22 protein-coding genes are annotated in these 25,360 nt (G+C 65.8%); 15 read left to right on the top strand and 7 right to left on the bottom strand.

Going from position 1 to position 25,360, the window contains the following annotated elements; genetic code table 11:
• Positions 1 to 59 precede the first annotated feature (59 nt).
• Positions 60 to 2,420, top strand: a complete 2,361-nt coding sequence (locus DCO49_RS00680; protein WP_116862330.1) for a TonB-dependent hemoglobin/transferrin/lactoferrin family receptor — start codon at positions 60 to 62, stop codon at positions 2,418 to 2,420.
• 504 nt (positions 2,421 to 2,924) lie between these two features.
• Here DCO49_RS00680 and DCO49_RS00675 read toward each other — a convergent pair.
• On the bottom strand, positions 2,925 to 3,692 hold the full coding sequence (locus tag DCO49_RS00675) for a tetratricopeptide repeat protein (RefSeq protein ID WP_116862329.1): 768 nt from the start codon (positions 3,690 to 3,692) through the stop codon (positions 2,925 to 2,927).
• 154 nt (positions 3,693 to 3,846) lie between these two features.
• Here DCO49_RS00675 and DCO49_RS00670 point away from each other — a divergent pair, with 154 nt between their 5' ends.
• The 4 genes from DCO49_RS00670 (at position 3,847) to DCO49_RS00655 (ending at position 8,397) form a co-directional block, all read left to right on the top strand.
• Positions 3,847 to 4,188 carry a hypothetical protein gene (locus tag DCO49_RS00670; RefSeq protein WP_116862467.1) on the top strand — a complete coding sequence of 114 codons (342 nt, stop codon included), beginning with the start codon at positions 3,847 to 3,849 and terminating at the stop codon, positions 4,186 to 4,188.
• Positions 4,189 to 4,268: 80 nt separating this feature from the next.
• Positions 4,269 to 5,600, top strand: coding sequence for an alginate export family protein (locus DCO49_RS00665; protein WP_116862328.1), 1,332 nt, complete (start codon positions 4,269 to 4,271; stop codon positions 5,598 to 5,600).
• Positions 5,594 to 7,237, top strand: coding sequence for an MFS transporter (locus DCO49_RS00660; RefSeq protein WP_116862327.1), 1,644 nt, complete (start codon positions 5,594 to 5,596; stop codon positions 7,235 to 7,237). Before DCO49_RS00665 ends, DCO49_RS00660 begins: the two co-directional genes overlap by 7 nt.
• Positions 7,238 to 7,443: 206 nt before the next feature.
• Positions 7,444 to 8,397 (top strand): alpha/beta hydrolase, encoded by a 954-nt coding sequence (locus DCO49_RS00655; RefSeq protein ID WP_116862326.1) that lies wholly within the window; start codon positions 7,444 to 7,446, stop codon positions 8,395 to 8,397.
• Between the two features lie 39 nt (positions 8,398 to 8,436).
• Here DCO49_RS00655 and DCO49_RS00650 read toward each other — a convergent pair whose 3' ends face one another.
• The gene (locus DCO49_RS00650) at positions 8,437 to 9,333 is read right to left on the bottom strand and encodes a LysR family transcriptional regulator (RefSeq protein ID WP_116862325.1); all 897 of its coding nucleotides are present in this window, start codon (positions 9,331 to 9,333) and stop codon (positions 8,437 to 8,439) included.
• Between the two features lie 125 nt (positions 9,334 to 9,458).
• Between DCO49_RS00650 and DCO49_RS00645 the strand changes: the two genes are divergently transcribed.
• The 6 genes from DCO49_RS00645 to DCO49_RS00620 all read left to right on the top strand — a co-directional run bounded on the left by DCO49_RS00645 (position 9,459) and on the right by DCO49_RS00620 (position 14,489).
• Positions 9,459 to 10,514, top strand: a complete 1,056-nt coding sequence (locus DCO49_RS00645; RefSeq protein WP_116862324.1) for an NAD(P)-dependent alcohol dehydrogenase — start codon at positions 9,459 to 9,461, stop codon at positions 10,512 to 10,514.
• A gap of 13 nt (positions 10,515 to 10,527) precedes the next feature.
• On the top strand, positions 10,528 to 11,562 hold the full coding sequence (locus tag DCO49_RS00640; RefSeq protein WP_116862323.1) for an alpha/beta hydrolase: 1,035 nt from the start codon (positions 10,528 to 10,530) through the stop codon (positions 11,560 to 11,562).
• Positions 11,562 to 12,773, top strand: a complete 1,212-nt coding sequence (locus DCO49_RS00635) for an MFS transporter (RefSeq protein ID WP_116862322.1) — start codon at positions 11,562 to 11,564, stop codon at positions 12,771 to 12,773. The genes DCO49_RS00640 and DCO49_RS00635 overlap by 1 nt, the downstream gene beginning before the upstream one ends.
• Positions 12,774 to 12,810: 37 nt before the next feature.
• A complete protein-coding gene (locus DCO49_RS00630; protein ID WP_116862321.1) occupies positions 12,811 to 13,275 on the top strand; it encodes a cupin domain-containing protein in 465 nt (154 codons plus the stop codon).
• A 76-nt stretch (positions 13,276 to 13,351) separates the two neighbouring features.
• A complete protein-coding gene (locus DCO49_RS00625; protein ID WP_116862320.1) occupies positions 13,352 to 14,017 on the top strand; it encodes a carboxymuconolactone decarboxylase family protein in 666 nt (221 codons plus the stop codon).
• A gap of 46 nt (positions 14,018 to 14,063) precedes the next feature.
• Positions 14,064 to 14,489: a hypothetical protein gene (locus DCO49_RS00620; protein ID WP_116862319.1), complete on the top strand. Its 426-nt coding sequence runs from the start codon at positions 14,064 to 14,066 to the stop codon at positions 14,487 to 14,489.
• Between the two features lie 55 nt (positions 14,490 to 14,544).
• On the opposite strand, the gene DCO49_RS00615 is transcribed toward DCO49_RS00620, so the two are convergent.
• Positions 14,545 to 15,105, bottom strand: coding sequence for a fasciclin domain-containing protein (locus DCO49_RS00615; protein WP_116862318.1), 561 nt, complete (start codon positions 15,103 to 15,105; stop codon positions 14,545 to 14,547).
• Positions 15,106 to 15,417: 312 nt separating this feature from the next.
• Between DCO49_RS00615 and DCO49_RS00610 the strand changes: the two genes are divergently transcribed.
• From DCO49_RS00610 to DCO49_RS20240, 3 genes are all read left to right on the top strand, one after another.
• Entirely contained in the window at positions 15,418 to 16,785 is a 1,368-nt protein-coding gene (locus DCO49_RS00610) for an EAL domain-containing protein (protein WP_116862317.1), read from the top strand.
• Between the two features lie 305 nt (positions 16,786 to 17,090).
• Positions 17,091 to 18,398 (top strand): chloride channel protein, encoded by a 1,308-nt coding sequence (locus DCO49_RS00600; protein WP_116862316.1) that lies wholly within the window; start codon positions 17,091 to 17,093, stop codon positions 18,396 to 18,398.
• A gap of 301 nt (positions 18,399 to 18,699) precedes the next feature.
• Complete coding sequence (locus DCO49_RS20240) at positions 18,700 to 18,876, top strand: hypothetical protein (protein ID WP_165835650.1); 177 nt, start codon at positions 18,700 to 18,702, stop codon at positions 18,874 to 18,876.
• Here DCO49_RS20240 and DCO49_RS00595 read toward each other — a convergent pair.
• Positions 18,861 to 19,268, bottom strand: coding sequence for a BLUF domain-containing protein (locus DCO49_RS00595; protein ID WP_116862315.1), 408 nt, complete (start codon positions 19,266 to 19,268; stop codon positions 18,861 to 18,863). The two genes, DCO49_RS20240 and DCO49_RS00595, sit on opposite strands and share 16 nt — an antisense overlap.
• A gap of 623 nt (positions 19,269 to 19,891) precedes the next feature.
• On the opposite strand from DCO49_RS00595, the gene glgX reads away from it, so the two are divergent.
• Positions 19,892 to 22,036 (top strand): glycogen debranching protein GlgX, encoded by a 2,145-nt coding sequence (glgX, locus tag DCO49_RS00590; RefSeq protein WP_116862314.1) that lies wholly within the window; start codon positions 19,892 to 19,894, stop codon positions 22,034 to 22,036.
• A 40-nt stretch (positions 22,037 to 22,076) separates the two neighbouring features.
• On the opposite strand, the gene DCO49_RS00585 is transcribed toward glgX, so the two are convergent.
• The 3 genes from DCO49_RS00585 to DCO49_RS00575 all read right to left on the bottom strand — a co-directional run bounded on the left by DCO49_RS00585 (position 22,077) and on the right by DCO49_RS00575 (position 25,325).
• Entirely contained in the window at positions 22,077 to 22,553 is a 477-nt protein-coding gene (locus tag DCO49_RS00585) for a hypothetical protein (protein ID WP_116862313.1), read from the bottom strand.
• A gap of 123 nt (positions 22,554 to 22,676) precedes the next feature.
• Positions 22,677 to 24,239: a histidine kinase famiy protein gene (locus DCO49_RS00580; protein WP_243402614.1), complete on the bottom strand. Its 1,563-nt coding sequence runs from the start codon at positions 24,237 to 24,239 to the stop codon at positions 22,677 to 22,679.
• A gap of 192 nt (positions 24,240 to 24,431) precedes the next feature.
• Positions 24,432 to 25,325: an SDR family oxidoreductase gene (locus tag DCO49_RS00575; protein WP_116862311.1), complete on the bottom strand. Its 894-nt coding sequence runs from the start codon at positions 25,323 to 25,325 to the stop codon at positions 24,432 to 24,434.
• Positions 25,326 to 25,360 lie beyond the last annotated feature (35 nt).

Here is a 25,360-nt window from a genome sequence, read left to right as displayed (position 1 = left end):
AACGCCCAGGGCCACATCGCCCACGGGCACAACCACCTTCCACAACTGCGGAGTTCCCGATGAAACTGCAACCCTCACTGCTGGCCCTGGCCGTTGCCACCAGCCTCGCCGTGCCGGCTCTCGCCCGTGCGGCCGCGCTCGAAGCCGACAGCACCCTCGACACCATCCAGGTGACCGAGACGCGCAGGAAGTCCGACAACCAGAACGTCACCACGCTGTCGGCCAAGAACCTGCAGCAGCAGGGCGCGCAGAGCATGGAAGACGCCATCCGTTACGTGCCCGGCGTGGAAATGGTCGATCTCGGTCGCGCCGGTTTCAACGGGTTCAACATCCGCGGCATGGAAGCGGATCGCGTGTCCATCACCCTGGACGGCCTGAGCTTCCCGCAGAGCATGGACCCGGGCACCTATCAGCCCTATGAGTTCTTCCGTTCCGGCCGCGGCAGCGTCGATCTGGAAGCAGTGAAGACAGTGGAGATCATCAAGGGTGCCGACGCGATCACCGCCGGCAGCGGTGCGCTCAGCGGCGCGATGATGTTCATCACCAAGGACCCGGCCGACTTCCTCAAGGCCAGCGGCAACGACAGCTTCGGTTCGGTGAAGTATGGCTACACCGGTTCCAGCGACGAGAACATGGGGTCGCTGACCCTGGCCAACCGCACCGGCAGGTTCGAATCGCTGCTGGTCTACACCAAGCGCGATGGCCACGAGACCGAATCCTGGTACGGCACCACCATCGATCGCCTTGGCCCGGGCCGCCGCACGCCCGATCCGGTCGACCGCGAGAGCGACAACCTGCTGTTCAAGGTCAACTTCCTGGCTACCGACACCCAGACCCTTGGCGTGGTGTATGAGCGCGCCCGCTCCACCAACGATGTCGACAACTGGACCCGCAGCGACGGCACCGGTTCGTACTTCTTCCGCAGCGCCGAAGACCGCAGCGACCGCGACCGTTACGGCCTGAAGTACGCCTGGCGCGCGGACAACGCGTTGTTCGACAGCATGGAAGCCACCGCCGATTACCAGAAGAACTACATCCAGGGCCAGACCAACGTGCTGGTGGCCAACGGCACCGCAGCCACCTATGGCACCCGATGCTCGACCACCGACCCGTGCTCGCGCCAGGAGAACCGCTGGGACACGCAGAAGCGCAACCGCGTCGCCCTGGACTTTGACAAGAGCGTTGAAGCCGCCGGCCTGCGCCATGACATCGTCTACGGTGCCGCCTGGCAGCAGGCAAAGATCCACTGGAACTCGGTGGACTCGCGCTGGGGCAACGATGGCAGCCTGTTCACCCGCGATACCGATCCGTCGTTGTGGCCGGACACCCGCGAAACCGACCTGACCGCCTACGTGCGTGACCGCGTGCGGCTGCTCGACGACCGCCTCAGCCTGACCGGCGGCCTGCGTTACGACAGCTACAAGTACACCCCGGAGACCTCGGCCGGCGGCAACGGCCAGTCGGGCTACAAGGACGACGCGGGCAGCGTCGGCGTCTCCAGGTTCTCCTCGCCGACCTGGAACCTGGGCGCCGAGTTCAAGTTCACCGACACCCAGTCGCTGTGGGTGCAGGGCGGTCGTGGCTTCCGCGCGCCGGGCGTGAACGACATGTACGGCAGCGCGTCCAGCACTGACTACACCCGCGTATCCGACGGTGCCACCGTGTCGTTGCCCGATGGCCGGAGCAACCCGGACCTGGCTGCCGAGCGCAGCCTGAACCTGGAGATGGGCTGGCGCTTCCAGAGCGATCGCCTGCGCGTGGGCGTGTCGGTGTTCCGTGACAAGTACAGCAACTTCATCGACACCGCCCAGTACCTGGCCGACGAAGGCATCCAGTACCGCAACGGCCGCGGCGTGGTCAGCAACGGTTACACCTACACCATGCCGATCAACCGCGGCGACGTGGAAGTGAAGGGCGTGGAAGCCGAGGGCATGTGGCTGCTGGCTGATGACTGGCTGGCCCGTGTGGCCTACTCGTACAACGAAGGCACCGACAACGACGGTGAGCCGCTGGCCAGCATCATCCCGGCCAAGGCCGTGGGCGGCCTGACCTACAACGCGCCGTCGCGCCGCTGGAGCGTCACCGCCAACATCACCCACCAGCAGCGCAAGGCCCCGTCGGACTACGGCAAGAGCATCACCAACGGCAGCTACGGCGTCGAAGTGGTGCCGGTCTACGCCTACAAGGCACGTGAGTACACGCTGCTGGATGTGTTCGGCAGCTACGCCATCACCCCGAAGATCAACCTGACGGCCGGCGTCTACAACGTGTTCGACAAGGAGTACTACCTGTGGAACCGCGTGCGTACCGCCGGTGCCGGTACCGCGATCTTCCAGGGTGCAACCAGCCCTGATGGCATCGGCCGCTGGTCGCAGCCGGGGCGCAATGTACGCTTCACCCTGAGCTACGACTTCCTGTAAGCAGGGCAGGGGTCGGATCCCTTTCCGCAGGAAAGGGATCTGACCTCGTTGCACGGAACGCATCCACGCATGGCATGGCTCTACAGTCTCTTCTCATACTGCACTTTGATGCCCACTCGGCACTGAGCCGGTTGGTGCCACCGCCGCTGTAGCTGTAGTCCACACTGCTGGAGAAACGCTTGGAGGCCTGCCAATGCAGACCCACGTTACCGCTCAGGGGCGTCTGGTCGGCCAGCCGGTCGTCCGGTTCCGGTACCGACGCCACCCGTGACCAGTTGCGGGTCAGGTTCGCCGTGATCTGCAGATCCACATCCGTGCGCAGCAGGTCGGCCAGCGCGAAACGGGCATCCAGGGTCAGCCCATGCGTCTGCGCCTTGACCCCCAAGGGCCGGACGACACGCTGATCACCTGGCTGTTACTCAAGGACAACCAGCGCTGAGGGCGACCCACGGGTGGGGTGCCTGCGCGGACGACCCTCCACGCCTGGCGCGGATCTACTGGCGCTCAGCGCGCCCGTTCCAGCTCTTTCAACCTCGCCCTGGCATGCTCCAGCCACGGCGCATTGTGGCTGCGCGCATGGCGCGACCAATGCCGGGCATCGTCCAGGATGCTGGTAAACAAGCTGCGGCTCTTCTCACGGTCCGCCGCATCCGGCTGGGCCAGCAGCCACTCGGCGTACAGGCAGCGCGCCGCAGCATCGTTGCCGCATTCCACGGCGCGCTCGAAGGCCGCCTGGGCGCCCGGGGCATTGCTGTCTGCCAGGGCCTGCGCGTACAGCAGGGTCTGCTCGGGTTTGCGGCGCACATCCGGGTGGCGGGCGAACAGACCTTGCAGCGTCTCAACGGCAAGCGTGGCGTTCCCGGATTCAAGGCGCGCACGCGCCAGGCCAGTCAGGATGTAGGGGTCATCGCCCAGCGGGGAGCTGGCGGCCTGCTCCAGCAGCGTCCTGGCCTCCTCGGCCTGGCCGGAGCCCAGCAGCTCCATCCCAAGCCTTACGCGGTTCTGCACGGTGGGTGTGCGATCTAGCTCCGCCCGCGCATTGCGTACGCCCTTGCCCGGGTCAATGAACTGCTTGGCCGAGTGAACCACCTGACGGGCACCACGCGAATGGCGGATTTCGGGCAGGTAGATCGCCACGAAATACACCAGGCTGCCCAGCAGCGGAAACGAGAACAGCAGCAGGAGCCAGTACAGGCTCTGGCCCGAGCGAATGGCGTGGACGGCGAAATAAATGGCCGCGATGAAGTGGAGTCCGATTCCAATGTAGGGCATGGTGTGCCGACAGTTCGCTCTGAAGGGTGGAACTATAAGGGATCGCGCCACCCGGTTCGCCGGGCTGACGCAGGGTTCGATATACCCCGTCCGGGGCAGGTGGAAACCGATCGCGTCGGCTACTAATGCGCTTCATGGCTCAGGGGCAGCGATCTTGCAGCGGCTTTACGTGATGTTCCCTGACAGGGCGCCCTGCATCGGGCTGCTCTGGATGCGCCTGTGCCTGGCCGCATCGCTGTGCCTGTCGATCGGTGACGACCCGTGGCACACCGCCGCCTCGCTGCTGGTCTCGGCGCTGGTCGCGGCCGGATGGCTCACCCTGTTCGCCGTGCGGCTGGCGACCGGCGTGATGCTCTGGAGCGGGCCGTTGACCGCGCTCGTCCTGCTGCCGCTGGGCCTGTTGCTGCTTGGGCCAGGCGCGTATTCCCTCGACGCCTGTTCCTTTGGCCGGCGCGTGATCGATCTGGTAGGCGCCGCACGTAACCCGAAAGAGTAATCAACGCAGCCAACCAACAGGGCTACGTCGCCACGCGAGGCAGCGTCAAGCTGTGCTGCCCCCACGAACCCCTGCGGTCGATGGCCCACACCGTTCCCTCCGAAGCCACGCGGCCAGCAAAGGCTGCCCGCCAGTGTGCGGTACTTCTGCCCCTGGCCCTGCTGGCCACGCCGTCACTGGCGCTGGCCTGTGACGGCGGCGCCTGCACCAACCTCGGCGATGGCCAGCTGCAGCTGGACGCCTCGCTGCGCCTGCGCGGCATGTATTACGACCCGACCCGGTTCGGCATCGGCGAAAGCGAGGACGGCTACGGGCTGCTGCGCGCCCTCGCATCGGCGCGCTACCGCGAGGACAACTGGCAGGCCATGCTGCAGCTGGGCGCCCATGCCGAAGAAGGCAAGGCCGGCGGCCCGGGCAAGACCGATCGCGGCGCGCTGGACATCCAGCAGGCCTACTGGCGCTGGGAAACCAACGGCATGCACGTGCAGCTCGGCCGGCAGGAAGCCGGCTATGGCAGCTCTCGGCTGCTGTCGGTGCGTGACGGGCCGAACATCCGCCTGGCCTTCGACGGTGCGCGCGTCGGCTGGGCCGGTCGCCTGGGCACGTTGGACCTGATGGCCCTGCGCGCGGTCGAGAACCGGCCGGGCGCCTTCGATGACCGCGGCGAACGCGGCGCGCACCTGTGGGGTGCCTACGCCACCACCGCCCGCGGCCACGGCCCGGGCCAGTGGGACCTGTACCTCCTGGACTACCGCCGCGAGGCGGGTCGCTTCGCCGCCGGCAGCGGCATCGAGCGCCGGCAGACCGTGGGCGCGCGCTGGTTTGGCCGTGCAGGCGGCCTGGACTGGAACACCGAGCTGGTCGCACAGGGCGGCGAACTGCGCACGGCGGCGACCGATCTGGACATCCGTGCCTGGACGGTCGCCACCGATACCGGCTGGCAGTGGCAGAACGTCCCGCTGCAGCCGCGGCTGGGCGTCAAGGCGGACATCGCCAGTGGCGATGGCAACCTGCACGATGGTCGCCTGGGCACGTTCAATGCGTTGTACCCGAAGTCGGCGTACTTCAGCGAAGCCAGCCTGCTGGCCCCGGCCAACCTGATGGACATCCAGCCCACGCTGGCCCTGCGCCTGCATGAAACGGTGACCACCGAACTGGGCGTGCAGCTGGCCTGGAAGCACCGCCGCGCCGATGCGGTCTACACCACGCCGGCGCCGCTTGTGGCACTGCCCGGTACGGCAGGCGGTTCCGGCCGCATCGGCAATCAATACAAATCCGAAACACGCTGGCAAGCCAGCGAACACTGGCAATGGCAGCTGCAGCTGGCCTGGATGGATGCGGGTCCTGCGCTGAAGCAGGCCGGCGGCCAGGACACGCTGTTCGCCTCAATCGTTGGAGCATGGCAATGGTGAATGCAACCGCATCACAGAACTCTCCCCAGGCCGGTGCCTGGTCCCCGCTGAAGATCGGCATGTTCCGATCACTGTGGTTGGCCATCCTGGCCAGCAACATCGGTACCTGGGTCAATGACGTGGCCGCGGCCTGGGTCATGGCCGAGCGCACCGGCTCGCCGCTGATGGTGGCCCTGGTGCAGTCGGCCACCACGGTGCCGATCGTGCTGCTGGCGCTGGCCGCCGGCACGCTTGCCGACATCGTCGACCGCCGCAGGTACCTGATAGTCACCCAGGGCTGGATGCTGCTGGTGGCACTGGTGATGGCCGTGCTGACCCACCTGCAGATGCTCAGCCCGGAACTGCTGGTGCTGCTGACGTTCTGCATGGGTTGCGGCGCGGCGATGGCGATGCCGGCCCAGGCCGCGATCGTGTCCGAACTGGTGCCGCAGCCGATGCTGGCGTCGGCGGTTGCACTCAACTCGATCGGCATCAACATCGCGCGCTCGATTGGTCCGGCCATCGGTGGCGTCATCGTGTCCCAGCTCGGTGCCATGTACGCGTTCGCCTTCAACGCCATCACCTTTGCCGCCATGCTGGTGGTGGTGTGGGCGTGGAAGCGCGACGCGACCGCGTCCAGCCTGCCGCCGGAAGGTTTCGGTGCCGGCCTCAAGGCAGGCATCCGTTACGCCACCAAGGCCGGCAAGCTACAGGCCGTGCTGATCAAGTCGGTCGGCTTCTTCTTCTTTGCCGCCGCCGCCAACGCGCTGCTGCCGGTAGTGGTGCGCGGCCAGATGCACGGCGGGGCAGGGCAGTACGGCATGTTGCTGGGCTGCATCGGCATCGGCGCGGTCGGTGGTGCACTGTTGCTGCCCAAGCTGCGTGCAAAGCTCGACCGGGACATGCTGGTGCTGCTGGCCACGCTCGCCCTGGCGGCCAGCCTGGTGGGCCTGGCGCTGCTGCGCAGCTGGTACCTGCTGCCGCCGGTAATGATGATCAATGGCTTTGCCTGGATCACCGTGTTGTCCTCGCTGCAGATCGCAGCGCAGACGTCGGTGCCGGCCTGGGTGCGTGCGCGCGCCCTGGCGCTGTACATCATGATCTTCTCGGCCGGCATGGCCGCTGGTGGCCTGAGCTGGGGCGCACTGGCGCAACAGACCTCGCCGGAACTGGCCCTGCTGGTGGCCGCCATCGGTGCGGCGGTCGGTGGCCTGCTGGTGTGGCGCGTGCGCATTGCTGGCACCGAAGAACTGAACCTGCGTCCGGCCGGGCACTGGCCCGCACCGGAGCTGTCGGTAGCCGTCTCGCATGATCGCGGCCCGGTGCTGGTCACCCTTGAGTACCGCATCGACAACGCAGACCGCGCGGCCTTCCACACACACATGCATCAGCTGGGCATCATCCGCCGCCGCGATGGTGCGGTGGTCTGGGGTGTCGTCGAGGATGTGGCCAGCCCGGGCATCCACCTGGAGTATTTCGTTGCGGCGTCCTGGCTGGAACACCTTCGCCAGCACGAACGCATCACCGCCGACGACAAGCTGATCCAGGAAGCGCTGCGGGCGCTGCACAAGGGCGAACGTGCCCCCGTGGTCCGCCACTTCGTGGGCGGTGGCGAGGCACCCGTGGCCCCGCTGGCACACCACCACCAGGACATCTGACAACGCCGTTGTCTGCAGCAATGCGTTGGACCGCAGGGCGCCCCAGCGAGCGCCCTGTGCACATGAGGGGCTTCCGCAATCGTCCCATGCGCTGATCCGCGCATCGGTGCAAGACGATGTATCAAGTATTACGGACCATACGTAACCGAAACGCCTGCGCACCGGCCACAGTACGTCTCACATCACCCACTCACGCGAGTTCCTCCATGAAAACCATCACCCGCACCCTGGCCGCCACAGCGCTGGCCCTGTCGGTCCAGGCCGGTCTGTCCGCCCAGGCTGCCGAACCGGCCACGCCGGCCGCCGTCACCAGCATCGCGCGCACCGCCAGCTACATCACCACCGCCGATGGCGTGCAGCTGTACTACAAGGACTGGGGCCCGAAGGACGGCCCGGTCGTCACCTTCAGCCACGGCTGGCCGCTGAACTCGGACAGCTGGGAATCGCAGATGATCTTCTTGGCCAACCACGGCTACCGGGTGATCGCGCACGACCGTCGGGGCCACGGCCGTTCCAGCCAGCCCTGGGATGGCAACGACATGGATCACTACGCCGACGACCTCGCCACGGTAATCGACACCCTCGGCCTGCACGACGTGACCCTGGTCGGCTTCTCCACCGGTGGCGGCGAAGTGGCGCGCTACATCGGCCGCCATGGCACCGGCCGGGTCAAAAAAGCCGTGCTGATCAGCGCGGTGCCGCCCTTCATGCTGAAGACCGCCGACAACCCCAACGGCCTGCCGATCGAAGTGTTCGATGGCATCCGCAAGGCGCAGATGGATAACCGCGCGCAGCTGTACAAGGACATCCCGTCGGGCCCGTTCTACGGCTTCAACCGCCCGGGTGCGAAGGTCTCGCAGGGCCTGATCGACGCCTGGTGGGCGCAGGGCATGCAGGGCGGCCACAAGAACACTTACGACTCGATCGCCGCGTTCTCGGCCACCGACTTCCGCGCCGACCTGAAGAAGTTTGACGTGCCGACCCTGGTCATCCACGGTGATGACGACCAGATTGTGCCGATCGACATCTCCGGCCGCCAGTCGGCCAAGCTCATCAAGGGTGCGAAGCTGATCGTGTACCCGGGTGCGCCGCACGGCCTGACCGATACCCACAAGGACAAGGTCAACCAGGACCTGCTGACCTTCCTGCAGGAAAAGTAAGCGACAGGGGCCTCGGTTCTGCCGGGGCCCTGTCTGCCGTCAATCGGCCGCAACCCGCAGCGCCTCGATGACCAGCGCAAAAGCAGGAGAGTGCTGCTTTCTGCTCGGGTAGTACAGGTGGTAACCGGAGAAGGGCGGGCACCAGTCCTGCAACGTGCGGACCAGCCGCCCTTCCTGCAGGTGCGGCGCGAACTCTTCTTCGGGCAGGAAGGCGATGCCGAGGCCTTGCAGCGCTGCCAGCACGATGTGCGGCGAACTGTTGAAGGTCGCCTGCCCATCCACCCGCACATTCACCTGCCGGCCGCGTCGCTCGAACTCCCAGACGTACAGACCGCCGGTGGTGGGGAAGCGCATGTTGATGCAGTTGTGCGCAGTCAGGTCAGCCGGCACTTTCGGCGCCGGGTGCCGGCTGAAGTAGTCTGGCGTCGCTACCGCGGCCATGCGCAGCGGTGGCCCGATCGGCAGTGCGACCATGTCGCGGTCGATGCTCTCGCCCAGGCGGACCCCGGCATCGAAGCGATCGGCCACAATGTCACGCAGGCCGTAGTTCACGTCGAATTCGATGTTCACGTCCGGGTAGCGCTGCATCAGTGGCTGCAGCCGCGGCAGCAGCACTGTCCGCAGCACGTGGTCGCCGCAGGTGAGACGCACGGTGCCGGCGGGTTTCTCCCGCAGCTCGGTCAATGCATCCAGCTCGGCCTCGATTTCATCAAAACGATTTCCGATTGCCTCCAGCAGGCGCTCGCCAGCCGGCGTGGCCGAGACGCTGCGCGTGGTGCGGGTCAGTAGTCGGATCTGCAGCCGCTCTTCCAGCGCCTTGATGGCCTGGCTCAGCGCCGACTGGGAGACACCCAGCACGGCCCCCGCGCGGGTGAAGCTGCCTTCCCGGGCGACGGTGACGAAGGCAAGGAGATCGTTGAGGTTGCGTCTGGCCATAGGGCCAGTGTGGCATGACGGATTGATTAAGTACGCTAATAGACCCTAAAAGGTTCCATTGGCTAATCAAGGCAATGGGGTCTGGTCAGAATGGTGACCACTCCCCATCCCAGGATGCACCGGCCATGACCCTCTCCGTCAAAGCCTACGGCGCCCACGCGGGCGATCGCCCCCTTGAAGCCATCGACATCGCCCGCCGCGCACCCGGCGCCGATGACGTCCAGATCGCCATCGCCTACTGCGGCATCTGCCACTCGGATCTGCACCAGGTCCGCGCCGAGTGGGCCGGCACCCTGTACCCTTGCGTGCCCGGGCACCAGATCGTCGGCCGCGTGGTCGCCGTGGGCGCCCAGGTGCAGGGCTTCAAAGCGGGCGATCTGGTCGGCGTCGGCTGCATCGTCGACAGCTGCCGGCATTGCCAGGACTGCGGCGATGGCCTGGAGAACTACTGCGACAACATGGTTGGCACCTACAACGGCGCCACCGCCGACGCGCCGGGCCATACCCTCGGTGGCTATTCGGAGCAGATCGTCGTGCACCAGCGCTACGTACTGCACGTCCGCCACCCGGAAGACCAGCTGGCCGCCGTCGCACCCCTGCTGTGCGCCGGCATCACCACTTGGTCACCGCTGAAGCACTGGAATGCCGGCCCGGGCAGCAAGGTCGGCATCGTGGGCATCGGCGGCCTGGGCCAGATGGGTGTGAAGCTGGCCCATGCGCTGGGGGCACACGTGGTTGCGTTCACCACCTCGGAGAGCAAGCGCGACGCGGCCGTGGCGCTCGGTGCCGATGAAGTGGTCGTGTCCCGTTCGGCGGACGAAATGGCCGCGCACGCGAAATCGTTCGATCTGATCATCAATACCGTGGCGGCCCCGCACGATCTCGACGCCTACCTGGTCCTGCTCAAGCGCGATGGCGGCATGGTGCTGGTCGGTGCACCGGCAACGCCGCATCCGTCGCCGGCGGTGTTCAACCTCATCATGAAGCGCCGCACGCTGGCCGGGTCGATGATCGGCGGCATCGCTGAAACGCAGGAGATGCTTGATTTCTGCGCCGAGCACGGCGTAGTCGCCGACATCGAGTTGATCCGTGCCGATCAGATCAACGACGCCTACGAACGCATGCTCAAGGGCGACGTGAAGTACCGCTTCGTGATGGACACCGCCACGCTTCCTGCCTGAAGAGACCCCGACCATGAAGCATTTGCTCCTCCTTGCCGGCCTGGTGGCCGGCTCGATGACGGCGTCCGCGCAGGATCTCTCCCGCGGCGCCGACAATTTCTACCGCAGCGAGCGCGTCACCTTGCAGAAGGTGACGTTCCGCAACCAGTACCAGATGAAGGTAGCCGGCAACCTGTTCCTGCCCAGGGACCGCACACCCGGCATGAAGTACCCGGCCATCGTGGTCGGCCACCCGATGGGTGCAGTGAAGGAGCAAAGCTCCAATCTCTATGCGCAGAGGCTGGCCGAGCAGGGCTTTGTCACCCTGGCGATCGACCTTTCCTTCTGGGGCGAGAGCGAAGGGACACCGGGCCATATGGTCGCGCCGGAAATCTACGCCGATGACATCAGTGCCGCCGTGGATTTCCTGGCGATCCAGTCGACCGTTGATGCGCGCCGCATCGGCGCGCTCGGCATCTGCGGCAGCGGCAGCTTCGTGATCAGCGCGGCGAAGATCGATCCGCGCATCAAGGCCATCGCCACGGTCAGCATGTACGACATGGGCTCGGCAGCACGCAATGGCCTCAATGCATCGCAGAATCTGGCCGAGCGCAAGACGATGATCCAGTCCGCCATCGAACAGCGCCAGGCAGAATTCAACGGTGCCGCACCACGTTACGTGCCGGGCACGGCCACCGAACTCAGCGCGGAGACGCCGGAGGTCCAGCGCGAGTTCTTCGATTTCTACCGCACCCCTCGGGGGGCCTATACCCCGGCTGGGCAGCAGGCGGACCAGACCACCATGCCGCTGTTCAGCAGCCTGGTGAAGTTCCTCAACTTCTATCCGTTCAACGATATCGAAACCATCGCGCCGCGCCCGATGCTGTTCATCAGCGGCGACCAGGCCCACTCACGTGAGTTCAGCGAAGACGCCTATCGTCGTGCAGGCGAGCCGAAGGAACTCCATTGGGTGAAAGGGGCAGGGCATGTGGACCTGTACGACCGCACCCAGCTGGTTCCCTTCAACCGACTGACCGCGTTCTTCCAGAAGGGATTGGTGGCACCGTGATGGCCGACGTCCACAACGCACCGGCAAGCGCACATTGGGGTGGCGTCTTCGCGATGACCCTGTGCGTGTTTGCGCTGATCGCCTCGGAGTTCATGCCGGTCAGCCTGCTCACACCGCTGGCCGTCGACCTGCGGGTGAGCGAGGGCCTGGCGGGCTATGGCATCGCCATCTCCGGCGCCTTTGCCGTGCTCACCAGCCTGTCGATTGCGCGATTGGCAGGGCGGATGGACAGGCGAACGGTCCTGTTGCTGCTCACCGCGCTGATGGCGGTGTCCGGCGTGGTCGTGGCCACCGCGCACAGCTACTCGCTGTACATGGCCGGGCGGGCGCTCATCGGCGTGGTCGTCGGTGGGTTCTGGTCACTGTCGGCAGCGACCGCCATGCGCCTGGTTCCCCCCGCACAGGTCCCACGTGCCCTGGCCATCTTCAACGGCGGCAATGCGCTGGCCACGGTGGTCGCGGCGCCGCTGGGCAGCTATCTCGGCGGGATCATCGGCTGGCGCGGTGCGTTCCTGTGCCTGCTTCCGGTCGCGGCGCTGGCGTTCGCATGGCAGTGGGCAAGCCTGCCGCGCATGCCTGCACGCACCGCCGCCGCGCCAGGCAACGTGCTGGCACTGCTGCGGCGCCGGCAGGTGCGATGGGGCATGGCCGCCTGTGGTGCCTTCTTCATGGGCCAGTTCGCGCTGTTCACCTATGTCCGTCCATTCCTGGAAACCGTGACCCACGCGGGCACCACCGCGGTAACGATGGTTCTGTTGGCCATCGGGCTATCCGGTTTCATCGGCACCGTACTGGTCGGCCGCGCACTCACGTATGGGCTGTACCGCACGCTGATAGCCATTCCCATGCTGATGGCGGCCATCGCCGTGCTGCTCGTGCCGTTCGGCGCCCAGCTCTGGCCGGTCGCCGCACTGCTCACGGTGTGGGGGCTGTTCGCCACCGCCGCACCGGTGGGCTGGTGGAGCTGGCTGGCGGACACCTTCAAGGATGACGCCGAGGCCGGCGGTGGTCTGATGGTGGCGGTCGTGCAGTGCTCCATTGCCGTGGGGTCCACCCTTGGCGGCGCACTGTACGACCACGGTGGCCACGGCAGCACCTTCGCCGCCAGTGCGGGCGTACTGGGCGTGGCTGTCGTGCTGGCTTGGCGCACCGCGGCGGGTCAACGCCAGCTGCCGGCACAGGTAACCCGCAGTCAATCCGAGCCCGCCTGAACTTCTACGCCGACCCCCCCACGCAGGAGCCAACACCATGAATACTCCCATCCTCATGCTCGCCCTTGGCGCCACGGCGCTGCCTGCCGCGCATGCCGGCCAGCAGACCATCGCCCGCGCTGGCGAGCAGGCATCGCAGTCCGGCCCGGAGGCGTACTTCACCGGCCGCGTGCGGATCGATCCGGTCTGGCCGGCCGAGGGCGGCATTCCTGCATCCGGCGGCCTGGTCACCTTCGAGCCGGGCGCGCGCTCGGCCTGGCACACCCACCCGGCCGGGCAGAGGCTGGTGGTCAGCAGCGGGGTAGGGCTGGTGCAGGAGTGGGGCAAGCCGGTGCAGGTTATTCGTCCCGGGGACGTTGTCTGGTGCCCGCCGGGCGTAAAGCACTGGCACGGCGCCGCACTCGGTATCGCCATGACCCACTTGGCAGTGACCGGCACGATGGATGGCCGCAACGTGGCGTGGATGGAGAAGGTGGACGACGCCCAGTACAACGCCCACTAAAGCCAGCTCGTGGCTGCTGCTCGCCACACTCATCCTGGCGGGGCTGCCCGCCACCAACGCACGGGAGCCCTTGCCCATGAACACCTCATCCCATAACCAAATGCCGGCCCTTGCATCGCTGAGCCCCCGGCAGCAAGCGCTGGTTCCGATTGCAGCGTTCGCGGCCTCAGGCAACTTCGAGCGCCTGAAGCCGACGCTGGACGCGGGACTGGATGAGGGCCTCAGCATCAGCGAGGTGCGCGAGGTGCTGTTGCAGCTGTACGCCTACGCGGGCTTTCCCCGCAGCCTCAACGCACTGGGTCAGTTGATGGAGGTTGTGCAGGCACGCGCGGCGCGTGGCCTGCATGACGACGCCGGGCGCCAACCCAGCACACCTGCGCCGCAGGGCGAGGCCTTATTGAAGGTCGGGACGGACAACCAGACGCGGCTGGCTGGTGCCCCGGTGGCGGGTCCGCTATTTGATTTCGCGCCCGAGGCCAATACGTACCTGCGCACCCACCTGTTCGGCGACCTCTTCGCGCGCGACAACCTGGGTTGGCAGAGCCGCGAACTGGCAACGCTCGGCATGTTGTCCGTGATCGAGGGTACGGAGGCGCAGGTATTCGCCCATATCGGAATGAGCATGAACATCGGCGTGGAGCAGGGCGCACTTGCCGAGCTCGCGGACATACTGGAGGCCCGCGTGGATGGGGCGCCGGCGCAGCGGATCCGGCAGGCGCTGCAGCGGAAAATGCAGCCGTAGCGCCGACGTCGCAGACCGTGAGACCGCCCTCCGTATTCTCTGGGCCATGCTTACGTCCTCCGCACATCAAGGCTTCCAGCGCGCACCCAACCCCTCTGGCTGGGTGCAGACCGGCGAGCGTTGGGCGTTATGGTGGAACGCGCGCGAAGTAGCCGCGGTCATTCCGGATGGACGGCCGGGCGTTCGCCTCTGGATGAAGGGGCAGAAGATGTGGCATACCAAGGATGTGCGAGCTGCCAGCATCCGCCAGGGCAAACGCTTCGCAGAGCGCTGGTGTGCCGCGCGGTTGTACCCGGAGCTGCCGTTGCGCGAAGCGGTCGCCCGGCTCGTCCAAGCTGCCCCGCACGATCATGCGGCGCCGTTACCGCGCAAAGAGCGGCAGCAGGTCCGTCGTCTCGCCGACGCGGGCGGCCGCGATATCGCGCGCATCAAGGAAGCACTGGACGCGCGCCGGCCGCAGCAGGCGCACTGAGCGCTGTCGCCGCAGAGCGGAGCCCATGCATGAGCATGGGCTCCGCCGGCCGCTTTCACTTCGGCATCAATACACTGTCGACTACGTGCACCACGCCGTTGGACTGCATGACATCAGCGGTCGTCACCGAGGCCTTGCCACCCTTGGCATCGATCACCCAGACCTTGCCGTCCTGCAGCTTCACTGTCAGCGGCTCGCCCTGCACGGTCTTCAACGTGCCGGTGCCACCATGGCTGCGGGCGGCGGCGGTCAGCTGGGTCGAGGTGTAGGTGCCCGATACCACGTGGTAGGTCAGCAGCTTGGTCAGCTTGGCCTTGTTTTCAGGCTTCAGCAGCGTATCCACGGTACCGGCCGGAAGCTTGTCGAAGGCTTCGTTGGCGGGCGCGAACACGGTGAACGGGCCCTTGCCGCTCAGCGTATCAACCAGCCCGGCAGCCTTCACCGCAGCCACCAAGGTGCTGAGGTTCTTGGCCGTGGAGGCATTTTCCACGATGGTCTTGTTGGCATACATCGGTGCGCCGCCCACCATCGGGTTGTCGGCGGCAAACACTGCGGGTGCGGTACAGGCGACCGCGATGCCCGCGGCAATGGCAAGACGCTGGATCTGGCTACGCATGTTCGTTTCCTCACTGGACGAGGCCGTTCGGCCTCTTGATGAATGCAGGGGTGCCTGCGGATAACGCGCCAGTGGCAGCTTTTGCAGCGCGTTGTGCCTACCTCTACGTCCCATCGAGGCCGGTTGGATGCAGCGGATTTCAAGCGTCTTTTGAATGGTTCAACGACGTTGACGAGGCGTGATGAGGGGCAGGACGCATGAAGCGGGCCCGCGCCAGAAAATCGACACTATTTGGCCCGGGCGCGGGCTTTGCTACCCTTCGTCCGGGGCGCGACCACGCGCGCTCCGGATGCCAAAAGGATGCTTCGGTAGATGCCCAACAGAGCAGCGCGGAAATGGCAGGGCCTGCCGAAGTTCCAGGAGGCACCGCGCCGCAGGAAGATTGGCACCATTTTGAAGCTTGCCGGCGTCTCATGCATTCTCCTGGGACTGGGTTGGACGGCGTGTTACCTCTACGTTGACCGCGCCGAGCTGGCCGCGCCCTTCCTCGGCGTGATGGCGGTCGGCGTTCTCGCCCTGGCCCGCAGCCGGCGCGCCGATGCCACGTCTTTGCTGATCGTCGCCCATGGCGTATTCCTGTCCGTGGTGGGCGTGGCGGTGATTGATGCCCCGATCGCCTGGGTGCCGCGCTCTGGGCATCTGTTCATGCTGCCGCTCGCGGCGGGCGCTGCCTTCACCTTCGATGCGCGCGAGCGTTACGGCTCGCTGGTGTTCCCGCTGGTCTGCCTGGCGACGTTTGCGTCATTCGCCATCGGCGCGCTGGATTTCCTGGCCCCCGGCACGTCGCCGCCCATTGAAGTCCGCGTGTGGGGCGCGCGCTCCAATACGGTCATATCGATGACCCTACTGGCCGCGATCTTCGCGATCTACCGCAAGGACATCGGCAACCGGCTGCGCCTGGAGCGCGAGCTGGGTCGCTCAGTGCGCAATGGCGAGATCGAAGTGCACTACCAGCCGCAGGTGCGCGGTAATGGTGTGGTGACTGGCGTGGAAGCGCTGGTTCGCTGGCGGCGTCCTTCCGGCGAACTGCTGCCGCCGGGTGCCTTCATTGCGCAGGCCGAGGAAAGCGGCGCGATCCGTGACATCGGACTTGAGGTGCTGCGGCAGGCCTGCGAGCTGCTGGTGCAGTGGGCCAGCCAAGCCGAGACCCGCAACCTGCGGGTGGCGGTCAACATCAGCCCCATCCAGTTGCTGGACGACGGCTTCGTATCAGCGATCAGCGCCGTCATCCGCGATGCGGGGGTGAATCCGGCGTTGGTCGAGCTGGAACTGACCGAGTCGGCGCTGTCGGCGGAGACCGCTGAGACGATCGAGAAGATGAAGGGGCTGGAAGCACTGGGCGTGACCTGGGCGCTGGACGACTTTGGCACCGGTTTCTCCGGCCTGTCCACGCTGCGCACGTTGCCGGTACGCAAGTTGAAGATCGACCGCAACTTCGTTGACGAGGCCACCACCCAGGAGCGCGCGCAGCACCTGCTGGGCAAGATCGTGGAGATTTCCCAGGTGATGGGCATGAGCGCGCTGGCCGAAGGCGTGGAAACCGCGGCGCAACGCGACCTGCTGATGGGTCTGGGCTGTGATCACTTCCAGGGCTATCTGTTTGCCAAGCCTATGCCGAAGGCGGAACTTGTCAGCTGGCTGAGAGGCCACTGCCTGGTGGTGCCCCGCAACGCTGGCTAGAGCCCTCAGCTTCAGCAGGTGAGTTAGTCCGCGTCCGCGTTGAGGCCGCAGAGCAGCGCATCCTGGCGCCCGAAACGAAGTCCTGACGGAGCCATTGCGCCTGCCGCTCACGCGCCCCAGCGGTCTCCATTGGCCGCTGGGGTGTCGGCCGGATGATCCCCCGGGACTGTCGGACCTCGGGCTGTTACGCAAAGCACGGGTAGTCGCTGGCGCCAGATGTTCCCGGCCCAGCCACCGCATGCCGCAAGGTCAGCCGCCACGGCGCCAGCTTTCCCAGGCGCCCGAGACTGACCATACTGGTCCGCATGAACCCATTCCGCCGTATCCAGGCCTCTCTGGCCGGCCACCTGCGCAGCGAGGCCTGGCGTCGCCGCGCCGCGCTGTGGATCGGCGCCGTGGCCGTCGCGCTCGTCGCGATTCTGTTCGCCAAGGCCAGCGACGCTGCGTTCGGCCTGTTCCAGCGCGCCATCGACCACTCGCCGTGGTGGGCGCTGCTGCTCACACCCGGTATCTTCGCCTTGCTCGCCTGGCTGACCAGCGGCGCCCTGCGCCCGACCCGGGGCAGCGGCATTCCCCAGGTCATCGCCGCGCTGGAAAAACCCGATGAGACCTTCCGGCAGGTCAATCTCTCGCCCGGGGTGTCCGCCGGCAAACTCCTGTTGACCTCGCTCTCGCTGCTCGGTGGCGCATCGGTCGGCCGCGAGGGCCCCACTGTCCACGTTGGCGCCAGCCTGATGTACCTGTTCGGCCGCTGGTTCGGCTTCAAGGATCCCAAAGAGCTGTCGCACTTCCTGCTCGCCGGCGGTGCGGCCGGCATCGCGGCGGCCTTCAACACGCCCCTGGCGGGTATCGTGTTCGCCATTGAAGAGTTGAGCGGGCGCTTCGAGCATCGGTTCTCGGGCACGCTGTTGACCGCGGTCATCGTGGGCGGCGTGGTCTCGCTGGGCCTGCTCGGCAACTACACCTACTTCGGCCACGTGGCTGCACGCATGCCGTTAGGCCAGGCCTGGTTGGCCATCCTGCTGTGCGGGGTGGTGGCGGGCCTGTTGGGCGGGGTGTTCGCGCGCATGGTGCTGGCCAGCGTGGCCGGCCGACCGCGCTGGCTGGGCACGCTGCGGCAGCGGCACCCGGTGCTGCTCGCCGCAGCGTGCGGCCTGGTGGTGGTCGGCTTGGCCGCCGCATTCGGCGATGGTGCGTATGGAACCGGGTATGAGCAGGCACGCAGCCTGGTGCAGGGCCATGCTGAGGTCGGCCACGAATTCGGCCTGATGAAACTGCTTGCCAATCTGGCCTCGTACATCGCGGGCATTCCCGGCGGCTTGTTCTCGCCGGCGCTGGCCGTGGGCGCGGGCATCGGCCACAACCTGGCTGCGCTGATGCCCGCCGTCGATCCGCGCGCCTTCGTGCTGCTGGGCATGTGCGCCTACCTTACCGGCGTGACCCAGGCGCCGCTGACGTCGGCGGTCATCTCGCTTGAGCTGACCGACAGCGGTGACCTGCTGCTGCCGATCCTGGCCACAGTGCTGATCGCCCGCGCCGTGTCCGGTCTGGTCTGCCCCGTGCCGATCTATCGCGGCCTGGCCGAGCAGCTGCTTCCCAACGCAGCCCGGTAGTGCCCGCCGCTGGCTGGGGCAAACCATCAGAACCCGCCCGCCAGAAGCATGAGAATGCGCTGTTTGTTCAATCCAGCCTTGGGGTGGAGAGCGAAACTACAACGCCGCACGGACCGCTTCCATGGACTGGTTGCGCTGAAGCGGCAGCGGGCCGCCATGGTCCCGTCCGCGTTGGCCCCCCGCTTCACTGTGGTCCTGGATTGAGGGCTGATGGGCTCATTTTGATCGGGATGATCTCCGGGTCAGGTTTGGGCGTAGCGTCAGCAGCTCTGCGCGGCTTCCACTCACACCGAAGACCACCATGAAAATACTGGCTGCACTGCTGCTGTTTCCGGCACTTCTGTTCTCCGGCTCGATCACAGCCGCACCAGCACCCACGCAGGGCGTGCGTGCGGAGCAGCTCGACGCGTTTCTCGACCCTGTGGAAGACAGCAGCGTCGATCTGCCTCTGCCGGTCGAGGATCAACCCAGCAACTGACGCAGAAGCAGCGCGCCGCCGACAGGGTTCCCGGCGTCATCCAACGAACCGCCCAAGCTACCCCAAGGCGCGACGAACAAGCGGTCCAGCACAGTGTTCGTCTGCATCAGGCAACTCATGTCCCATGCCGGAAATCGCCGGGCCTCGACCACGGTGTCACCCAGCATATGCAGCCGTACATGGTCACTGCTGGCCCTGATGCGGCCGATGGCACCCTCGATGCCATCCGCAGGCCCTTCGATGTACTGCAGGAAGCGCGACCCATCGAACAGCATTGCGCCGGTGACGCCGGCCATCCGGTTGAAGCGCTGGGCACCCTGTACGATGCGTTCAAGGCGGGGGGCATCAATGCCCGGCACAGCGAAGCTTCGATAGGCAACAGCACGCAGCATGGATCAGTCCGGTCAGGTTCTGAAGATAATGTACGCCTTCCCGTCAGGCCGTGCTTGATCATTTCCGCCCAATGGCTCGGCCGTGCGCCATGTGGTTTCACATGGGGATCAACGCTGCAGCACACCACGTTCTCCCCACGACAGGGATGCTTTGGCAGACATCACGGCTGGAAAGACCATGTGCGAGCGAGAGAATCACTACAGCTGCGGCGCAGCCGGCGAGACAGGCCGGTTTCGACTGGAGCGGGTTGAACGCGGTGAGAATGACCGCGGAACGGGGCCAAGCATCGTGAAGGTGCACGCGCACTGCCATACCTGCGACAGCGACTTCGTCGCGTGCGAGCCGGTCGGACTGACCGCGATTTCAGGCGGCGCCGTGCTCAGCTGCACGCATTGCAGCAACCGCCAGGCCATAGGCCAGGGCGTCTTTGACAGCCTGCGAACCTCTGGACGCCCATAGACAGCCTGGAAATAGAACCCCAAGCCCCCGATTCTGAAAGCTTCAGCACGCGGCTCGCATTGCAAATCCGCGTGATGTCGCCGCCACATGGTCTCTACAGCAGGACCGGGATGCTCCCGACTCCCCGGCGGCAAACCCGCAGCCGGAACACAGAGCCTCCCCCATGCGCGACCAGGTCAGATCCACCCGTTACGCCACCCCGTCCCGCGTCCGCGAAGGGCGTCCGTTTCCCCAGGGCGCTTCCTTCGATGGCCAGGGAACCAACTTCGCGCTGTTCAGCGCACACGCCACCAAGGTCGAACTGTGCCTGTTCGATGACCACGGCAACGAACAGCGCATCGAGCTGCCCGAGTACACCAACGAAATCTGGCACGGCTATCTTCCCGAGGTGAAGCCCGGCCAACGCTACGGCTACCGGGTGCATGGGCCTTACGCCCCGGCTGATGGCCACCGTTTCAATCACCACAAGCTGCTGCTCGATCCCTACGCACGCGAAATCGATGGCGACCTGACCTGGGCAGATGAGCTCTACGGCTACACCATTGGTCACCCCGACGGCGACCTGAGCTTTGATGAACGTGACAGCGCACCATTCATGCCCAAGGCTGTGGTGGTGGAAGATTCTTATGACTGGGAAGGGGACGAGCACCTGCTCACGCCCTGGAACCGCACGGTCGTCTACGAGACCCACGTGCGCGGTTACACCCAGCGCCATCCCGAGGTAGCCGAGGACGTGCGTGGAACCTGTGCCGGCCTCGCCCAGCCTGCCGTGCTGGATTACATCCGCGGCCTGGGAGTGACCGCCGTGGAGCTGCTCCCCATGCACGCCTATCTGGACGACCACCATCTGCTGGAAAAGGGCCTGCGTAATTACTGGGGCTACAACACGCTGGCCTTCTTCGCGCCCAAGCGTCGCTACCTGGCCAGCGGCCACCGCGACGAATTCCGCGACATGGTCAAGGCCATGCACGGGAAAGGTCTCGAGGTCTTCATGGACGTGGTCTACAACCATACCGCCGAAGGCAATGAGCTCGGGCCGACGCTGTCGTTCAAGGGCATCGACAATGCCACCTACTATCGCCTGGCCGAAGACAAGCGGTACTACATCAACGATACCGGCACCGGTAACACCTTCAACCTGAGCAACCTGCAGGCCATCCGCTTCGTCTGCGATTCCCTGCGTTACTGGGCGCAGGAAATGCACGTCGACGGCTTCCGCTTCGACCTGGCAACCATCCTGGGGCGGGAGCCAACGGGATTCGACCAGCGCGGCGGCTTCCTCGATGCGGTTGGCCAGGACCCCCTGCTCAGCCAGGTGAAGCTGATTGCCGAGCCCTGGGACTGCGGCCCCGGCGGCTACCAGGTCGGGCACTTCCCGCCGGGCTGGGCAGAGTGGAATGACAAGTTCCGCGACACCGCGCGCAGCTTCTGGAAGGGCGACGAAGGCAAGCTGGCCGAGTTCGCTACGCGACTGACTGGCTCGGCAGACCTGTTCGATCGGCGCGGCCGCCGCCCGTGGGCATCGGTCAACTTCATCACCGCGCACGATGGGTTCACGCTCAACGACCTGGTCAGCTACAACGAAAAGCACAACGACGCCAACGGCGAAGACAATCGTGATGGCTCCAGCAACGATTCGTCCTGCAATCATGGCGCCGAGGGGCCGACCGACGATGCAGGGATCAACGCGCTGCGCGAACAACAGATGCGCAACTTGCTGGCCACACTGCTGCTTTCGCAGGGCACGCCGATGATGCTTGCCGGCGACGAGCGCGCGCAGACGCAGGGCGGCAACAACAACACCTATTGCCAGGACAACGAAACGGCCTGGATCGATTGGGAGCGCGACACCACCGAGGGCCGACTGGCCCAGTTCGTCCGCGATCTGCTGGCCCTGCGCCAAAGGCATCCGATCCTGACCCGCGGCCGCTTCCTCAACGGCCAGTACAAAGAACAGGCCGATGTGCGCGACCTGACCTGGCTCAATCCCGCAGGCCGGGAGATGACCGATGAGGACTGGAATGACGCGGGTGCGCGCTCGGTCGGGCTGCTGCTGGAGGGCAGGGCACAGGTATCAGGCGTGCGCGAGCATGCCAGCGATGCGAGCCTGCTGGTGGTGATCAACGCCTATCACGAAGGGGTCGATTTCGCCCTTCCGGACGACGAGGGCGCCTCGCTCGCCTGGTCGATGCTGTTGACCACGGATGCAGCCCTCGCGAGCGAACAGGAACTGCAGGGTGCCGGCCACTTCCTGGCCCCACCGCGCAGCCTCACCGTGTTCCGGTGCGGGACCGTGTCTGCAGGCTGAGCCATATACAGAAGCCCCGCTTTCGCGGGGCTTCTCTTGTTTAGGCAATATCCCACTTGTGCGCGGACGCGGGCTTCTGCTTGTAGATCCCGCCCACGAAGTCCACATGCAGCTCCATCCAGTCGCCATTGATCTGGCGGGCCAGCACCTCAAAGTGCTTGGGGTGACGCTGCGGCTCGCCTGCGGGTGTCCATCCCGCCCGCTTCACGGCATCCAGCGCGACGGCGGGGTCCATCTGCACGTGCTTCCCGGCATGGTGGCCTGGCCCGTGGTGCGGCTTCTTGTGCTCGATCTCCACCCGCTTGCCACCTTTACGGGCGATGCTGAGCACCTTGATCTCCGAAGGGCGACGTTCGCCTTCCAGAGTGACGGCCAGGCCGGGCGCGATGGTGAAGGCGTCGGCGCCCTTGGGCCCTAGATCCGCCAGGTAAGGCCGGCCATCTGCCAGCAGGGTGAAACGGTGGGCGAACACGTGTTCAACAACGCCGGACAAGGCGATTTTTTCGTGGTGCGGCATGTATTTCTCCTGAGGGCGCCCATGCTCGGGCGCAGGAATCAGGTGGGTGCCGCACCGCGTACGCTCAATGGAGCGCTGCGCAGAGGTTCAGCGCAGGTTGCCCGCTTCAGGTCAGTCGAACACTCAGCCAACGCCGGTCGGCCCCTCCAGGACCAGCCGGACCTTGCGCAGCAGCTGCTGCCGGTTGAAAGGTTTGTTCAGCACCTCGTATTCGGAACCGCCGGCGTCGGTACGCTCCAGACTCGCTTCCGCATAGCCGGTCGTCAGCAGCACCTTCATCCTCGGCAGGCGGCGCTTGGCCTCACGGGCCAGCAGCACGCCGTTCATGCCACCCGGCATGATCAGATCGGTGAACAGCAGGTCGAATACCTCGCCCTGTTCCAGCAGCGCCAGCGCCGAAACGCCATCGTTGGCAATACGGGTCTGGTAGCCCCCCGCTTCAAGCAGCATCTGCGCCAGTTCGGCAACATCATCGCGGTCTTCGACAATCAGGATGCGCTCGCTGCCACCCCGGTCCATGGCCATGTTGGTGGGTGCGGCATCCTTGGTCAGCGCATCGTTCGTGGCGGGGAAGTACAGGCTGACCGTTGTGCCTGCGCCGGGCTCAGAGGCGATCCGTACGGTGCCGCCAGACTGCTTGACGAAGCCGTAGACCATCGACAGTCCCAGTCCGGTACCTTCACCCTCCTCCTTGGTGGTGAAGAACGGATCCATCACCCGCCGCACGATGTCCGGCGACATGCCACTGCCGTTGTCCTGCACTGAAATGCAGACAAGACGGCCCGCCGGCAGGTGATCGAGTTCATTGGCGGCCGCAGCCTTGGAGACCTCCACGTTGCGTGTGGTCAGCAGCACGCGCTGGTCCGGGCGTCCTTTCAGTGCATCGCGTGCATTGATGACCAGGTTGAGGATGGCCACCTCGGCCTGGGTCGTGTCGATCCTGCAGTTCCACAGCCCGGGCGCCAGATCCATCTTCAACGCCACGTCTGCGCCGACACGCTGCTCGGCCAGTTCAACCGTGGAGGACACCAGCGAATTCAGATTGACGGTCCGCCCTTCCAGCTTCTGCCGTCGCGAGAAGGCCAGCAGCTGCTGGGTCAGCACCGCGGCCTTGTTGGCGGCAGACTGCGCCTGCGTCGCCGCGCGCCTGACGAAGCTGTCGGGTCGAAGCTCCTCCTCCGAGGTGCCGGTGATCATTTCCAGATAACCGGACATGACCTGCAGGAGGTTGTTGAAATCGTGCGCAATGCCACCTGTCAACTGGCCGAGGGCTTCCATCTTCTGCGCCTGGCGAAGTGAATCCTCCGCATCCCGCCGGCGCGACACATCCAGCTGCGAACCAAAGAAGTACACCAGCCTGCCGTCGTCATCGAACACCGGCGACACAAAAAGTGCATTCCAGAAGGTCGAACCATCCTTGCGATAGTTCAGCACCTCGGTTGCGGCCTCGCGGGTCTCGGCGATGGCTTCGCGAATCTCGGCGATCGCGTCACGATCGGTTTCCGGCCCCTGCAGGAAGCGGCAGTTGCGGCCAATCAACTCGTCACGCTCATAGCCGGTCATTTCAACGAATGCCCGGTTGGCGAAGATGATCGGATTATCGGGCTGGTGCGGGTCGGTGATGATCATCGGCATCCGCGTGGTTTCAACGGCGCTGAAGAAGATGTCCGAGCGCTTGTCACCGATCGGCAACGCGTTCTCGCTTCTTACCGACGGCGAAGGAAAGCCCTTGAATTGATCGTTCGACACGCGATTCCCTGTTCGGTTGGATCGGATCACCGGAATGGCACCGGGCCCATCAGAGCCCGGCACCTTGCCACAACCGGCGTGAAAATGACCGCGTTCAGTCTTAACAGTTCAGTTTAAGCTGCACGTTGCTCAGGCGATGCCCGCACCACCCGTTACACCGAAGACTTCACCAGTCAGGTAGCTGCCTTCCTGGCTAGCCAGAAGCACATAAATCGGCGCGATCTCCACCGGCTGTCCCGGGCGCTTCATCGGCACCTGCGTGCCGAACTTCGTCACCGCCTCGGTCGGCTGCCCACCGGAAGACTGCAGCGCGGTCCAGAACGGACCCGGCGCAACCACGTTGGCCCGGATTCCCTTCTCGACCAACTGTGCCGACAGCGCCTTGGTGTAGGCCACGATGCCCGCCTTGGTGGTGGCGTAATCCAGCAGGATCGCCGAGGGGTCATAGGCCTGCACCGATGCCGTGGTGATGACCGCTGCGCCCGGCGGCAGGTGCGGAACCGCTGCCTGGCAGATCCAGTGCATGGCGTAGAGATTGGTCTTCATCGTCTTGTCGAAGTCCTCCGCGCTCAGCTCGGCAATGCTTTCGCGATATTGCTGGCGGGCCGCATTGACCACCAGGATGTCCAGGCCGCCGAAGGCTTCCACGGTGCGCTCGACCATCGTCCTGCACCACTCCGGGTCGGTGATGTCACCCGGCAGCGCCAGCGCCTTGCGGCCTTCGGCTTCGACCAGTGCGAACACTTCTTCCGCGTCCGAGGCTTCGGACGGCAGATAGGACAGGGCAACATCGGCGCCTTCGCGGGCATAGGCAATGGCTGCAGCGCGGCCGATACCGCTGTCGGCGCCGGTGATCAGTGCCCGGCGTCCGCCCAGCTTGCCCGAGCCCTGGTAGCTGGTTTCACCGTGGTCCGGCACGGGGTCCATGGCTGCGGCCTTGCCCGGCACGGGCTGCGGCTGGGCGGGGAAGGGCGGCTGCGGAAACTGGCTGCGCGGGTCCTGCATTTTCAGACGATCATTCATGGTCGATCCTTATCGTGGGGCGGGGGAAAGTGGGC

Source organism: Stenotrophomonas sp. SPM (assembly GCF_003105135.1).
GTDB lineage: Bacteria > Pseudomonadota > Gammaproteobacteria > Xanthomonadales > Xanthomonadaceae > Stenotrophomonas.
The sequence above is the reverse complement of the archived record's forward strand: the minus strand, read 5'-3'. Positions and strand labels throughout refer to the sequence as shown.